15 protein-coding genes are annotated in these 14697 nt (G+C 59.5%); 11 read left to right on the forward strand and 4 right to left on the reverse strand.

The window, feature by feature from the left end; all coding sequences use genetic code 11:
- Positions 1–24 precede the first annotated feature (24 nt).
- On the reverse strand, positions 25–201 hold the full coding sequence (locus Q0931_RS10170) for a hypothetical protein (protein WP_090135449.1): 177 nt from the start codon (positions 199–201) through the stop codon (positions 25–27).
- 173 nt (positions 202–374) lie between these two features.
- On the opposite strand from Q0931_RS10170, the gene ggt reads away from it, so the two are divergent.
- The 5 genes from ggt (at position 375) to Q0931_RS10195 (ending at position 6039) form a co-directional block, all read left to right on the forward strand.
- The gene (ggt, locus tag Q0931_RS10175; RefSeq protein ID WP_299259854.1) at positions 375–2102 is read left to right on the forward strand and encodes a gamma-glutamyltransferase; all 1728 of its coding nucleotides are present in this window, start codon (positions 375–377) and stop codon (positions 2100–2102) included.
- Between the two features lie 197 nt (positions 2103–2299).
- A complete protein-coding gene (gene cysP, locus Q0931_RS10180) occupies positions 2300–3319 on the forward strand; it encodes a thiosulfate ABC transporter substrate-binding protein CysP (protein WP_299259856.1) in 1020 nt (339 codons plus the stop codon).
- Complete coding sequence (cysT, locus tag Q0931_RS10185) at positions 3319–4155, forward strand: sulfate ABC transporter permease subunit CysT (RefSeq protein WP_299259858.1); 837 nt, start codon at positions 3319–3321, stop codon at positions 4153–4155. Before cysP ends, cysT begins: the two co-directional genes overlap by 1 nt.
- 1 nt (position 4156) lies before the next feature.
- Complete coding sequence (gene cysW, locus Q0931_RS10190; RefSeq protein ID WP_299259860.1) at positions 4157–4984, forward strand: sulfate ABC transporter permease subunit CysW; 828 nt, start codon at positions 4157–4159, stop codon at positions 4982–4984.
- Complete coding sequence (locus Q0931_RS10195) at positions 4981–6039, forward strand: TOBE-like domain-containing protein (protein ID WP_299259862.1); 1059 nt, start codon at positions 4981–4983, stop codon at positions 6037–6039. The genes cysW and Q0931_RS10195 overlap by 4 nt, the downstream gene beginning before the upstream one ends.
- Positions 6040–6103: 64 nt before the next feature.
- On the opposite strand, the gene Q0931_RS10200 is transcribed toward Q0931_RS10195, so the two are convergent.
- From Q0931_RS10200 to Q0931_RS10210, 3 genes are all read right to left on the reverse strand, one after another.
- Complete coding sequence (locus Q0931_RS10200; protein ID WP_299259864.1) at positions 6104–6781, reverse strand: thiopurine S-methyltransferase; 678 nt, start codon at positions 6779–6781, stop codon at positions 6104–6106.
- Between the two features lie 2 nt (positions 6782–6783).
- Positions 6784–7395, reverse strand: a complete 612-nt coding sequence (locus Q0931_RS10205; RefSeq protein WP_299259866.1) for a TIGR04211 family SH3 domain-containing protein — start codon at positions 7393–7395, stop codon at positions 6784–6786.
- A 242-nt stretch (positions 7396–7637) separates the two neighbouring features.
- Complete coding sequence (locus tag Q0931_RS10210; protein WP_086620260.1) at positions 7638–7964, reverse strand: DUF1820 family protein; 327 nt, start codon at positions 7962–7964, stop codon at positions 7638–7640.
- Positions 7965–8293: 329 nt separating this feature from the next.
- Here Q0931_RS10210 and miaB point away from each other — a divergent pair, with 329 nt between their 5' ends.
- The 6 genes from miaB to Q0931_RS10240 all read left to right on the forward strand — a co-directional run bounded on the left by miaB (position 8294) and on the right by Q0931_RS10240 (position 14574).
- Positions 8294–9643, forward strand: coding sequence for a tRNA (N6-isopentenyl adenosine(37)-C2)-methylthiotransferase MiaB (miaB, locus tag Q0931_RS10215; RefSeq protein WP_299259871.1), 1350 nt, complete (start codon positions 8294–8296; stop codon positions 9641–9643).
- 170 nt (positions 9644–9813) lie between these two features.
- Positions 9814–10815: a PhoH family protein gene (locus Q0931_RS10220; RefSeq protein ID WP_299259873.1), complete on the forward strand. Its 1002-nt coding sequence runs from the start codon at positions 9814–9816 to the stop codon at positions 10813–10815.
- Entirely contained in the window at positions 10812–11339 is a 528-nt protein-coding gene (gene ybeY, locus Q0931_RS10225; protein ID WP_299259875.1) for an rRNA maturation RNase YbeY, read from the forward strand. The genes Q0931_RS10220 and ybeY overlap by 4 nt, the downstream gene beginning before the upstream one ends.
- Positions 11336–12229 (forward strand): transporter associated domain-containing protein, encoded by an 894-nt coding sequence (locus Q0931_RS10230; protein WP_299259877.1) that lies wholly within the window; start codon positions 11336–11338, stop codon positions 12227–12229. The genes ybeY and Q0931_RS10230 overlap by 4 nt, the downstream gene beginning before the upstream one ends.
- Before the next feature lie 95 nt (positions 12230–12324).
- Positions 12325–13812 carry an apolipoprotein N-acyltransferase gene (gene lnt / locus Q0931_RS10235; protein ID WP_299259879.1) on the forward strand — a complete coding sequence of 496 codons (1488 nt, stop codon included), beginning with the start codon at positions 12325–12327 and terminating at the stop codon, positions 13810–13812.
- A 30-nt stretch (positions 13813–13842) separates the two neighbouring features.
- Positions 13843–14574 carry a YdcF family protein gene (locus Q0931_RS10240; protein WP_299259881.1) on the forward strand — a complete coding sequence of 244 codons (732 nt, stop codon included), beginning with the start codon at positions 13843–13845 and terminating at the stop codon, positions 14572–14574.
- Positions 14575–14697 lie beyond the last annotated feature (123 nt).

A 14697-nucleotide genomic window follows, 5' to 3' on the forward strand; every position in this document is an offset into this window, starting at 1 on the left:
GGCCCTCTATCAAGGCACTGAAGATCAGTTTTCACACTCATAGCGCTTGACCGCATCAAGCGCCTCTTGCTCCGTCTCGTACTCGCTGAGCAGGGTATCCTTGTCAGGGTTGACGCCGCGAACTTCATAGACCGTCTTGCCGCCGCCCTTGTCGACCTTCTTGACACAGGCAGTGCGGGGAGTAGGCGTTTGATCAGGCATATCCGTAACCTCTGAGTGAACGTGCAGCCATCACTATAGTGCATGCCTGACGGGAAGCGAGCCATCGGCCAGAACAGCACGCCTTCCGGCAACCGTGCAGATCTTTTATGCTGGCCATACTGCATGAAATACCACTAATGCAACAACACCAATAAAATCAAAGGGGAATTTAAATGCCTGCCCGGACATCACCCATGCTGGCGTGTCTGTTGTGTCTGCTCCTGATGCTGCCCTCACTGGTAGCCACCGCTCAGCCCCCGATTATAGAAGGCGAGCGCTTTCATCCCCAACCCGGCCAGCACGCCATGGTCGTGACCAGCCATACGCTGGCAAGCCAGGCCGGGCGCGATATTCTGCGGGAAGGCGGCAACGCCGTAGACGCCGCAGTTGCGATCGGCTTTGCGCTCGCCGTAGTGCAGCCGCGCTCGGGTAATATCGGCGGTGGCGGCTTCATGGTGATCTCCGATGAGAAAAGCGATCACGTGACCTCGATCGACTATCGGGAGACTGCCCCAGCCGGAGCCTTCGAAACCATGTTTCAGGATGACCAGGGCAACGTGATCGAGAAAGCCTCGCGCTTTTCGGCCAACGCTTCAGGAGTGCCCGGCACGGTCGCCGGCATGGCAATGGCGCTTGAGCGTTACGGTTCCATGTCGCTTGACCGGGTCATGGCGCCCGCCATTCGCCTGGCACGCGATGGTTTTGCCATTCCGCCGCGTTTTGCCGATGGTCTCAACGGCAGCCGCGAGCAGCTTGAAAAAAACGACGGCACACGCCGGTTGTTCTACAAGGCCGATGGCAGCGACTGGCACGCCGGTGAGGTCTTTCGACAGCCCGAACTGGCGGCCACGCTGACCCGTATTGCTCAAAACGGGCCGCGCGAGTTTTATGAGGGCGAGACCGCCGATCATCTGATCGACACCATCAAGGCTCACGACGGCATCATGACCCGGGAAGATCTCAAGGGGTACCGGGCCGTCGAGCGGGCGCCGGTTCACGGCACTTATCGAGGCTACGACATCTATGCGATGGCACCACCCTCCTCCGGCGGCGTTCACATCGTGCAGATTCTGAACATGCTGGAAAACGATGACCTGACGGCCATGGGGCATGGCTCGGCTGCCACCATGCACCTGATGAGTGAGGCCATGCGCCGCGCCTATGCCGATCGCTCGAAATACCTGGGCGATCCTGATTTCTTTGACGTTCCGGTCGAGGCACTGACCTCAAAGGCCTACGCCCGCGAGCTTCGCGCACAGATCTCCCCGGATCGGGCAACGCCCTCGGATGCCATCGGCCCGGGCAACCTCACACCTTACGAGTCCAACGAAACCACACACTACTCGGTCGCCGACGACTCGGGGCTGGCCGTTTCCAACACCTATACGCTCAATTTCAGTTACGGCTCCGGCATCGCCGTACCCGAGGCGGGCTTTTTGCTCAACAACGAAATGGATGACTTCTCGGCCAAGGCCGGCGTACCCAACGCCTTTGGCCTGATCGGTGGCGAGGCCAACGCCGTGGCGCCCGGCAAGCGGATGCTCTCCTCCATGACGCCAACCATCGTCAAACGTGATGGCAAAAACCTCCTGATCACCGGCAGCCCCGGTGGCTCCCGCATCATCACCACCACGCTTGAGGTGATCAGTAACGTGATCGATCACGGCATGAACGTTCAGTCGGCCGTCAGCGCCCCGCGCTTTCATGATCAGTGGCTCCCCGACGAGGTCCGCGTCGAAGACGGCTTCAGTCCGGACACCCTCCGCCTTCTGGAAGGCATGGGTCATCACGTGGTCCGGAAATCGGCCATGGGCGCCAGCCAGTCGATTCTGATCAACAGGGACGGCTTTCAGGGCGGCGCCGATCCGCGTCGGGAAACCTCCTCGGCCATCGGCCTTTAGCGGATCAAGAGAGAAAGCGCCTGGCGCTTTCTCTCGATCAATTCCAAATCGATCCATAGCTCAGGCTTAAAGAACAAAATGGCATAACTGGTCTGATTGTCATTCCCACGAGTTTTGTTTAGCCTTCCTTCAAGGATGTGCCGTCAAAGCATCCTATCGATAAAAAAACCTGCCGATCAGATGCCGGGGAACACGATATGTCCGTACGCTCGACCCTTTTACGTCGCGTGATTGCTACCGCCGCGCTGAGCATGGCGCTTGGCAGCACACAGGCCTTCAGTGCCGACCGCGAACTGCTCAACGCCTCCTACGATATCGCGCGCGAGCTCTTTGCCGAGCTCAATCCGCAGTTCATCGAGCAGTGGCAGAAAGAACACGGTGAGTCGGTCGAGATCAAGCAGACCCATGCCGGCTCCTCGACCCAGGCCCGCGCCATCCTGCAGGGGCTGCGCGCCGATGTCGTGACCTTCAATCAGGTCACCGACGTCGACGTTCTGGCCCAGAAGGGAGAGTTGATCCCCGCCGACTGGCAGTCGCGCCTGCCCAACTACAGCTCGCCCTACTACTCGACCATGGCCTTTCTGGTCAGAAAGGGAAATCCGAAAAATATCCACGACTGGGCGGATCTGGCCGGTGATGACGTGGCGCTGGTCTTCCCCAACCCCAAGACCTCCGGCAACGGGCGCTATACCTATCTGGCCGCCTGGGCGGCGAGCAATCACGACAATGGCGATGATGAGGCCGCTACCCGTGACTACATGAAGAAGATGCTGGGCAATGTCGAGGTCTTTGATACCGGCGGCCGTGGCGCCACGACCACCTTTGCCGAGCGTGGCATCGGCGATGTGCTGATCACGTTCGAGTCGGAAGCCAACAATATTCGCAACCAGTACGGCACGGACGACTACGAGGTGGTGGTGCCGCCAGTGGATATCATGGCCGAATTCCCGGTCACCTGGGTGGACAGGAATGTCGAGCGCAACGGCACCGAGGATCTGGTCAGGGGCTATCTGGAGTATCTCTACTCGCCTGAAGCACAGCGTACGCTGGCGCAGTACTACTACCGCGTCAACGATGACGAGATCAGCGACGAGTTTGCCGAGCGCTTCCCCCAGACCACGCTGCTGCGCATCGAGGACGCTTTCGGCAGCTGGGGAAATGTGATGCAGACACATTTTGCCAGTGGCGGTGAACTCGACCAGCTGCAGCGACGTTAATGAGCGCCCGTACTGCCCGGGTTCTGCCCGGCTTTTCGCTCTCGCTCGGCGTGACCCTGCTGTTCGTGTCTTTGATCCTGCTGCTGCCGATGACCAGCCTCATCGGCCAGCTGTCGACACTGTCATGGTCACAGTACTGGGCCGCCATTACCGACCCGCGCCTGATCGCAAGCTATAAGGTGACACTGCTGGCCGCTCTGGCCGCCTCGCTTTTCAATGCCCTGTTCGGGCTGTTGATGGCCTGGGTGCTGGCGCGCTACACGTTCCCGGGCAAGCGCATCCTCGATGCCTTGATGGACCTACCCTTTGCCCTGCCCACGGCGGTGGCCGGTATCACACTGGCCACCCTTTATTCGCGCAATGGTGCCATGGGTAGCCTGCTCGAGCCGCTGGGCATCGAGGTCGCCTATACCTGGCTGGGTATAGCACTCGCCATGGCCTTTACCAGCGTGCCCTTTGTCGTGCGCACCGTGCAGCCGGTGCTCGAGGATCTGCCAGGTCAGGCCGATGAGGCCGCGCTGACGCTGGGGGCCAGCAATCTGTACGCCTTCCGCCGGGTCATCCTGCCGCATATCTGGCCGGCGGTGGTCACCGGCACCGGACTCTCGTTCGCCCGATCACTGGGTGAGTTCGGCGCGGTCATCTTCATTGCCGGCAACATGCCCTACCGCACTGAAGTGGTCTCCCTGATGATGGCCACACGCCTGGAGGAGTATGACTACGCCGGCGCCGCGGCCATCGCCTCACTGGTGATGCTGGTATCGCTGCTGCTGCTGTTGGCCATCAATCTCTGGCAGGGACGTTTCTATCGCCGCCTGCATGGCGGGAGGCACTGACATGAAGCGCATTGGCGATGGCGCTGCCACACGTATCGGGCTGATTGCGCTGGCCGTGATACTGACCACGCTGTTTCTGGTCATCCCGCTGGCCGGCATTTTCTATCAGGCCTTTGCCGAAGGCATGGCGCCGTTCTGGCAGAACCTGACCAGTACCTTTACCCGCGAGGCGATCGGCCTGACGCTGCTGATCGCGCTGTTGACCGTACCGGTCAATCTGATTTTCGGCATCTTTCTGGCCTGGCTGGTGACCCGCTTTGCCTTTCCCGGTCGGCGCATTCTGCAGACACTGATCGATATTCCCTTTGCCGTCTCACCGGTCGTGGCCGGCCTGCTCTATCTGCTGCTGTACGGCCGCACCGGCTGGCTGGGCAGCCTTCTTTCCGAGCAGGACGTACAACTGATGTTTTCCTGGCCCGGCATGGTGCTGGTGACCGTGTTTGTCACCTGCCCGTTCGTGGCACGGGAGCTGATTCCGCTGATGCAGGCCCAGGGCAGCGCCGAGGAAGAAGCCGGCGTGACGCTGGGCGCAGGGGGCTGGACACTGTTTCGACGCATCACCCTGCCCAACATCCGCTGGGCACTGGTCTATGGCGTCATCCTGACCAACGCCCGCGCCATCGGCGAGTTCGGCGCCGTATCCGTTGTTTCAGGCAGCATTCGCGGCGAGACCATCAACCTGCCGCTACAGGTCGAGCTTTTGTATCAGGATTACAACACGGTGGGTGCCTTCACCAGTGCCGCGCTGTTGGCAGCCCTTGCCATCGTGACCCTGATGATCAAGGCCGTACTTGAGTGGCATACCCATCGTCGGGAGAAAACAGCATGAGCATTACCGTAAGCGATGTCTCCAGACGCTTTGGCAGTACAACGGCGCTGCACCCGTTGTCGCTGGAGATCAAAAAGGGAGAGATGGTAGGACTGCTGGGGCCATCGGGCTCGGGCAAGACCACGCTTTTGCGCATCATTGCAGGTCTTGAAGCACCGGACAGCGGCTCGATCCATTTTGGTGATCGCGATGTGACCCGGGTCCACGTCCGAAAGCGCCGGGTGGGGTTTGTCTTTCAGCATTACGCGCTTTTTCGTCACATGAGCGTGTTTGAAAACGTGGCCTTTGGCCTGCGGGCGCGACCGGCCGGCGAGCGTCCTTCCAATGCCGACATTCGTGACCGGGTACAGCACCTGCTCGAGCGCGTACGCCTCGATGAACTGTCCAAACGGCTGCCGGCTCAGCTTTCCGGCGGCCAGCAGCAGCGGGTCGCACTCGCTCGGGCGCTGGCCGTCGAACCCGAAGTGCTGTTGCTGGATGAACCTTTCGGCGCGCTGGATGCCAGGGTGCGACTGGAGCTGCGTCGCTGGCTCAGGCATCTACACGAAGAATTTGGTTTTACCAGCGTATTTGTGACCCACGATCAGGAAGAGGCGCTGGAGCTTTCAGATCGTGTGGTGGTCATGAGCAACGGTCGCATCGAACAGATCGACACACCACAGGCACTCTACCGGGCTCCGGCCAATCGCTTTGTATTTTCGTTTCTGGGGGAGACCAACCGCTTTGGCGGCGATCACCAGAATGGGCGGCTACAGCAGGGGGAGGCCTGGATTGCCATGGCGCGCTCGGACATCGCCCCCAACGAGGTGCTGTTGCGCCCGCATGAGCTGATGCTGACCACGGCGCCGGACGAGCGCGCGCACCTGCCGGTCAGGGTAGATGCGGTTTCCCCGGTGGGCAGTGACGTTCGTGTCGAGCTGACGGCAGACTGGATGGACACTCCCTGGCTTGCCAGCATCACCCACCACGACTTTGATCGCCTGCAGCCTCAGCGCGGCGACCGCTTCTACGTGGTACCTTCGCGCTGGCACCAGTTCGCGCCTGAAATGGCCTGACCGGCGGAAGGCATGGATGGCAGGCCACATCGCCTGCCACCCTTTGCTCAATAGCTTCGGCCTGTCAGCATGACAGGGGCGCCTTGCGCTGCATGCGCCAGACGATATCGGTCATGCCGCGTTCGTCACGCTGCTCACCCAGTTTTTCCAGCACGAAGTTGGCAGCAAAAAGGCGCTGCATCTCTTCGTCGGTCACCACATAAGGCGGACCTTCATCAGGTCGCTCATCACGCACCACGGAGATCAGCAGCCCCTCTACGCCAGGCCGGCACAGCTCGGCCAGTTTAAGCGCGTAGCGCTGACGGGCAGCTTCCGGCAGGGCAATCAGCGCGGCCCGATCATAAAAGGCATCGATCTCATCACTCAGGCCGGCTTCCAGATGGAAGAAGTTGCCCACATCGAACGTTACGGCGGCGCGACCGGGTCGTGCACAACTGTCGAAACGATCGAAATTCGTGCGTGGCGCGGCCGGTGGCAACGCCTCCTCCTGCGCCTCGAACCAGCCTCTGACGGCCTCCTCCACCAGCTCGACGCCGAGAACGGGATGGCCCTGTCGTGCCAGCCAGCCAATATCACCGCTTTTGCCGCATAGCGGCAGCAGCACGCGCGCCCCGGGTGCCACGGCCAGACTCTGCCAGTGGCGCGCCAGCAGGGGCTGGACGCTGTCGCTGTGAAAGCCGATGCGCCCTTCCCGCCAGCGCTCGAACCACTGCTGGTTGCCCTGTTCAGAAGAGGACGACACGATCAGAACCAGCGATCGCGCTTTTTACGCCGTCTTGGCAGATGCGGCACAAGCAGACCCAGAATCAGGCCGCCACCGGCAACGCTGCCGCCATAGACGAAGTAGCGCATCAACAGATCCTCGCGCTCGGTATCCAGCTTTGCCTGATACTCACGCATTTTGGACTGCGCCTGGGTAAGCTGGGCATTGAGATCGTCATTACTGGTCTGCAGCTCGTTGACCCGTGACTGGCTGCTTTGCAGCGCGGTCTTCATGTCGGCGACGCGCTGGTTCCACTCATCGTCGATGCCTTCCAGGCGCTGTGTCAGGGTCTGCACGCGCTGCTGCATTTCCGGCATCTTTTCCTGAACGCTCTGCTCTGACTGCAGGTCATCGCTGGGAATCCAGACGCTGTCACCGCTTTCAGTGCGAATGCGACTGTAGTCGCCCTGGGATTCGAGCAGTGTCACACGCTGGCCGGCATCTACCGTCCCCACGATGCGATAGCTGTCAGTCGGGCCACTTCGAACATAGGTCGATATCGAATCACTGACCCAGCGGGCTTCTTCGGCGTGGGCGGTGCTGATACCGACACCCAGTAAAATACCGACGCAGAGTTTTCCAATTGTTTTCATGGTGGAGTCATTGGTTCGTCAAAATTGTATTCACATCATGATGTCTGAGCCGGGCGTAACCATTACCTGAACCCCGAAGGGTTGTCCCTGATGCCCGAGACGGTCGCACCTGATCTCCAGGGCGGCCGCTCATCCACAGTTTCTGTGGATAACCTACGGGACAACCTGATCACATGACGCACAAAGCGCCCGGCAGACAGGCCATGACACCATTTTGCTTAAAAAATGTTCAGCCTGAGCCTTTACTCTTCACGAGGCGGCCAGTGCATGGCCCCCGGAAAAGCGGTGACGTTGCCTTCCGCCTTGACGGCTCTTGGTGTGCCTTCACGCTCGACTTCATCGATTCGAACAATGGCATTCATCGGCAGATAACTGCGCGAGACGCCTTCAAACGTGCGACGCAGCTTTTCAGCACCGGGGTCGACCACCACTTTCGTGTCATCGCCAAACACCACACCCTCGACTTCGATAAAGCCCCAGAGCTCGCTTTGAAAGATATCGCGGGCGTAAAGCTCCCAGAGCTCGCCCTGCTGCAGGAAACTGATTCTATAAAGGGGCCTTGCCGCCATGTACGCTCAATCCTCACTGTATTGCGCCAGACCGATGGTCATTGCAGCCCCATTCGGGGCCACAACAAGCGCGAAAGTCTATCATAGGCTTTTGCGCCAATGGCGCCTGTCGTGAGCCTGCTCACGTGTTGATACACAAAGACCATTTTTCACTACACAAGCGCGTGCTGGCCTGTGCCTGTGCGCTTGCGTATAATTTCGCCATTCCATGTCGCTGCGCGACGATTCATGACACTTCTCTCGATGGTAGGGCGAAGGCACGGCAGATTTTGTGCCGTCATCGCTGCATCATCGTCTGACACCCATCTTTTTATGTGTACCCAAGGCCCATGACGAAGAAACTCTTCATCAAGACCCACGGCTGCCAGATGAACGAGTACGACTCGGCTCGCATGGCCGACCTGCTGGGCGAATCCCATCAGCTTGAACTGACAGACAACGAACACGAGGCGGATGTCATTCTGCTTAACACCTGCTCGATCCGCGAGAAGGCGCAGGAGAAGGTCTTTCATCAGCTCGGCCGATGGAAAAAGCTCAAGGCGGCCAACCCGAATCTGGTGATTGGCGTTGGCGGCTGCGTGGCCAGTCAGGAAGGCGACAACATTCAAAAGCGGGCGCCCCATGTTGACATGGTGTTCGGCCCGCAGACCCTGCATCGCCTGCCGGACATGATGGACAATCGTAACGAAAGCGGAAATCTGATTTCGGTGGTGGATGTCACCTTCCCGGAAATCGAAAAGTTCGACCGTCTGCCGGCCCCCACTTCCGATGGCGCATCGTCGTTCGTGTCGATCATGGAAGGCTGCTCGAAGTACTGCAGCTTCTGTGTAGTGCCCTATACCCGTGGCGAGGAGATTTCACGGCCGTTCGAGGACGTGCTCGATGAAGTCGTCCACCTGGCCGAACAGGGGGTACGCGAGATCAATCTGCTGGGCCAGAATGTCAATGCCTATCGCGGCATTGATGACAACGGTGAAGAGATCGACCTGGCCGAAATGATCGCCGCCGTGGCGGCCGTGGACGGCATTGATCGCATCCGCTTTACGACCTCGCATCCGGTAGAGTTTACCGACAGCCTGATCGAAGCCTTCGGCGACATTCCGGAACTGGTGAGCCATCTGCACCTGCCGGTACAGTCGGGCTCGGACACCATCCTCAAGGCGATGAAGCGTGGTCACGGCCGCGAGGAATATATCGCCAAGATGGAGCGCATTCGTGAAAAGCGCCCGGACATCAGCTTCTCGTCGGATTTCATCATTGGCTTCCCCGGGGAAACAGAGCAGGACTTTCTGGACACGATGGACCTGATCGAGCGCATCGGCTTTGATCACTCCTTTTCGTTTGTCTACTCCAAACGCCCGGGTACGCCGGCTTCCGATCTGCCTGACGACACCCCGGAGCTGGTCAAGAAGCAGCGCTTGAAGATCCTTCAGGATCGCATCACCCAGAATGCGATCGGCATCTCCCGGCGCATGGTAGGCACGACACAGCGCATTCTGGTCTCGGGCTTTTCACCGAAGGATCCCGGCGAGCTTTCAGGACGGACCGAAAACAATCGCGTGGTCAACTTCAGGGCGGCCAATCCGATCGAGCTGATTGGATACTTCGTCGATGTTGAAATTGTCGAAGCCTTCCCCAATTCTCTCCGGGGTGAGCTGGTCTCTGACCGGAAATACTGATTCGACAGGCACGCCCTTGATGCCATATCGCCTGTCCCGGACCGGCACGCCATCGCAGACACGCTTATGCGATGGCGTCTCTTTCTTTTCGATCGAGCAATTGGTGCTATTGTTCCCGTAAAGAATCAGATTCAGGCTGCCTTTCAACGACGCAACGACCGGACCCAACATTGACCCAGAAAACTGCCAACGCGCACCGTATTCTTCAGCTGTCGCTGGAACCCAATGATCCCATGCGACTGGCCAATCTCAGCGGTCAGCAGGATGAACATCTTCACCTGATTGAACAGCGTCTCGAAGTCACGGTACGCAATCGGGGCAACGAGTTTCAGCTGGCCGGCAATGCCGCCCGCGTCAAGGCGACCGCCAACGTGCTGGAACATCTGTATCGCGAGACCCAGACACAGACCCTGTCGCCGGAAACAGTGCATCTTTATCTGCAGGAATCGGGACTTGAATCGATTGCCGAGGATGAAGATGACGACATGCCACGCGAGGGTGTCATCCTGCGCACCCCGCGTGCCGTCATCAAACCGCGCGGGCAGAACCAGCAGCAATACGTTGAGCACATCCGAAATCACGACATCAATTTCGGCATTGGTCCTGCCGGTACCGGCAAGACCTATCTGGCAGTTGCCGCCGCCGTTGAAGCGCTCAATCAGCAGGACGTGCGTCGCATTCTTCTGGTGCGCCCGGCTGTTGAAGCGGGTGAAAAGCTCGGCTTTCTGCCGGGGGATCTGGCCCAGAAGATCGACCCCTATCTGCGCCCGCTTTATGACGCGCTCTATGAAATGCTGGGCTTTGAACAGGTCAACAAGCTGATCGAGAAGCAGGTCATCGAGATCGCACCGCTGGCTTACATGCGCGGACGCACGCTCAATAATGCCTTTGTCATTCTCGATGAGAGCCAGAACACCACGCGCGAACAGATGAAGATGTTTCTGACACGTATCGGTTTTGGTTCCACTGCCGTGATCACCGGCGACATTACGCAGGTGGACCTGCCGCGCGGCACGAATTCAGGCCTGATTCACGTGCTCAATGTCCTCAAGGATATCAACGGCATCAGCATGACCCGCTTTGCGTCCAGGGATGTGGTTCGCCACCCTCTGGTCGCGCGCATTATCGATGCCTATGAGGCGCACGAATCCGAAGAGGATCGCCACTCATGAGCGATGCTGTCTACGTCGACCGCCAGGTGGCGGTCGACTTTGACGCCCTTCCCGAAGAGATGGCACTCGAGCACTGGTTTGCCACGGTGCTTGAGCATTTTCCGGGTGAGATCCGGCGCGAGATGACGGTCCGTTTTGCCAGTGAAGAGGAGAGCCAGAGCCTCAATCACGACTATCGCGGTCGCGACAAATCGACCAATGTACTCTCCTTCCCCTTCGAGGCCCCGCCGGAGATTCCTCTTCCGCTGCTGGGAGATCTGGTGGTCAGCCCTCATGTGGTAGAACGTGAAGCCCTTGAACAGCACAAGCGCGTCGAGGACCACTTCGCCCACATGATCGTGCATGGTACGCTGCATCTATTGGGTCTTGATCACATCGACGACGATGAGGCCGAGGCCATGGAACAGCTCGAGCGGGACATCCTGTCCACGCTGGGCATTTCTGATCCCTATGCTGTTGCCCCTGAAGATTTCGGGGGGCGTGATGGCCATCAGGTATCCGAGGAGAAGAGAACCGACGCATGAGCGATGACCGACCGGCAAGTCAGCCATCCCGATCCTGGCTTGACAGAATAATCGGCGCTTTTTCCGGCGATAACGAAGAACCCAGCAGTCGCGACGAGCTGATCAGCTTTCTCAAGGAAGCCTCTTCGCGACTGAGCCTCGATCAGGATGGTCTGACCATCATCGAGGGGGCCTTTGATATCAGCACCATGCAGGCACGTGAAGCCATGGTGCCCCGCTCCCAGATCGTGGCCATTCAGGCCGATCACTCTCCCGATCAATGCCTGCCCATCATTCGCGAGACCGCCCATTCCCGCTACCCCGTCATTGATGACAATCTCGATGAAGTCGTGGGCGTGTTGCTGGTCAAGGACATGCTGCCGCTGATCCTTCAGGACAGCGAGGAGCGCGAGCGCTTCAAACTGCGTGAAGTGTTAAGGCCTGCCCTGTTCATTCCGGAATCCAAGCGGCTCAACAATCTGCTGCGCGAGTTTCGCGACACACGTAACCACATGGCCATTGTGGTCGATGAGTACGGCGGTACAGCCGGCATCATCACCATTGAGGATATTCTCGAGCAGATCGTCGGTGACATCGAGGATGAGCACGATATCGACGAGGAAGACGATATTCGTGACCTGGGCAACGGTACCTACGCCGTCAAGGCACTCACGCCCATTGATGACTTTAACGAGCGCTTTGAAACCACCTTTTCCGATGAAGAGTTCGACACCGTTGGCGGTCTGGTCATGCAGCGCTTCGGTCATCTACCGGCACGCAACGAGTCCACTGAACTTGAACACTGGCGATTCACGGTCATGAACGCCGACAGCCGTCGCATTCGCTGGCTTCAGGCGGCCCGTACCGACACCAGCGCTCTCACCGACGATGTCTCCCGATCCGATCATTGATGCAGGATAGCGGCAGGTTTGAACACGCCCCTGCCTTGTGATCCCCGCAACGGGCAGGCATGATCGCCTGCCCGTTTTCTGTCACAGGATGCAGCATGGTCTCCCTTCTACAGCGTCGCGGCGTCAGTTCGCTTCTGGTCCTGCTGGCCGGCGCACTCACGACACTGACCTTCGCGCCCTTTAACCTCTGGGGACTTGGCCCCGTAGCACTGGCGGCGCTTTATGTCGCCCTCCAGCACATCAACATGCGCCAGGCCTTGTGGCGCGGCTGGCTGTTCGGCGTTGGCATGTTCGGCAGTGGTGCGTCATGGGTGTATGTCTCGATCCATGACTATGGCAATACCGGTGGGCCGCTGGCCATTGTGCTGACGGTGCTCTTTATCGTCACGATGGCACTGTTTGTAATGCTGCCGGCACTGTTGTACCGCCTCGGCGCCGCATCAAGGCTGGATGTTGTGGCCTTTGCCGGCGCCTGGGCATTGAGCGAGGCCTTTCGCAGCTGGGCCTTTACCGGTTTTCCCTGGCTTTTTCTGGGCAGTGCTCATGTCAGCTCGCCTCTGGCCAGTCTGGCGCCACTGGGCGGCGTCTATCTTGTCTCGCTGGTCGTGGCACTGAGTGGTGCGTTGCTGGCCAGAACCCTGTTGTCCCGACGCTGGTGGCTGCTGGCACCGCTGGCAGCCCTGTGGCTGATACCGCTGGCACTGCCCACACAATGGGCTCGACCCGCCGGTGATGACGTGACCGTGTCGCTGGTACAGGGTGATTTGGCACAGCTGAGCAAGTGGACGCCCGACGGCCAGCGTGATGCGGTCAACACCTATTTCAGCCTGACCCGCCAGCAGGCGCTGGACAGCGATCTTGTCATCTGGCCGGAAACGGCGCTGCCCATGCTGGAGCAGCAGGCCATGCCGTTTTTGCAGCGCGTGCAGTCGACCCTGCCGGCGGACAGCACGCTGATGACCGGCATCATGCAGCGCGATCAAACCGGCATGTTTTACAACAGCATGATTGCGCTGGGGGACACGCCCGGTCAGTACCGCAAGGCGCACCTGGTGCCCTTTGGCGAATACCTGCCGCTGGAGTCGCTGCTGGGCGGACTGCTGAAAATCTTCAACATCCCGATGGGCAACATCGGCGCCGGCAGCGATGACCAGCCGCCGCTGCAGGCCCATGGCCTGCACCTGGGCGTGGCCATCTGCTATGAAATCGTCTATCCCGATCTGGTGCGGCAGCGTGCCGAGAACGCCAATGCGCTGGTGACCATTTCCAACGATACCTGGTTTGGCCACTCCATCGGGCCGCTGCAGCACATGCAGATGGCGCAGCTCAGGGCACTGGAAAACAATCGTTACCTGCTCAGGGCCACCAACAACGGCATGACCGCCATCGTAACGCCGGATGGTCAACTTCAGGGACAGGCACCGCGCTTTGAGCCAGCAGTCCTCAATGGCACCATCCAGCCGATGGAAGGCCTGACACCCTTTACGCGCACGGGAAGCTGGCCGGCGCTACTCCTGGCACTGTTAATGTTGCTGTGCGGTGGTATCTTGCGCGCTCACCGACGCGATCAAACCGCCCATTGATGACTTGATACCCTGGCAGAGACTTTGACCATGCTGACGCTTTTAAAGATGTATCTTCTGCCGCCGGGCATCATTATCGTGGCGCTGTTGTTCGCCCTTGTTGTTGTGTGGCGCTGGGGGCGGCGACTGGGCATCGCAGTTGTGCTGGTTTTCTGGGCACTGTCCACTTCACGCGTGGCCACGCTGCTGATGGACCCGCTGGAAACCTCCGTGCCCATCGCCACACAGACGCAATGGAAGCAGGCCCAGGCCATCGTCATTCTCAGCGGCGGGCGTCTGTTCGGACAACCCCAGCTCAATGACTTTGACGACGTCACGCCCATGGCCATGCAGCGACTGGCCGATGGGGCCCGCATCAAGCGTGAGACGGACCTGCCGGTGCTGATCAGTGGCGGCGGCGGACGTCGCGGCACACATCATCCGCCTGAAGCCGATCTCATGGCGTTTCGCTTTGAAAGCAGCTTTGGTCTGCCAACACGGTGGCGAGAAATTCAGAGTCGCAATACAGAGCAGAACGCGCTCTATAGCGCCCGCATGCTGCGCGATGACAACATTGGCACCGTGATTCTGGTGACCAGTGCCTGGCACATGCCCCGTGCCAAACGCGCCTTTGAAAATGAAGGCCTTACCGTACTCGCCGCCCCTACCGGATTTACGGCGCGTGCAGGGTTTGGCCCGCGCAGCTTTTCGCCGGACATGACCGCCCTGAGCAACAGCTACTGGGCCCTGCATGAATATATCGGGCTGCTGGCCGGAAGATAGACAGACGATGTGTCCAAAGGTCGTACCTGACAACGTGAGTGGCGCTCTAGCGGGAGCGAGCGGGTACGGCTGATGTCAAACTGACGAGGCAGGCATCCTTCGTATGCTGATCACTCGTTCAGG

It is taken from the genome of uncultured Kushneria sp. (genome assembly GCF_947497025.1).
Taxonomy (GTDB): Bacteria; Pseudomonadota; Gammaproteobacteria; order Pseudomonadales; family Halomonadaceae; genus Kushneria.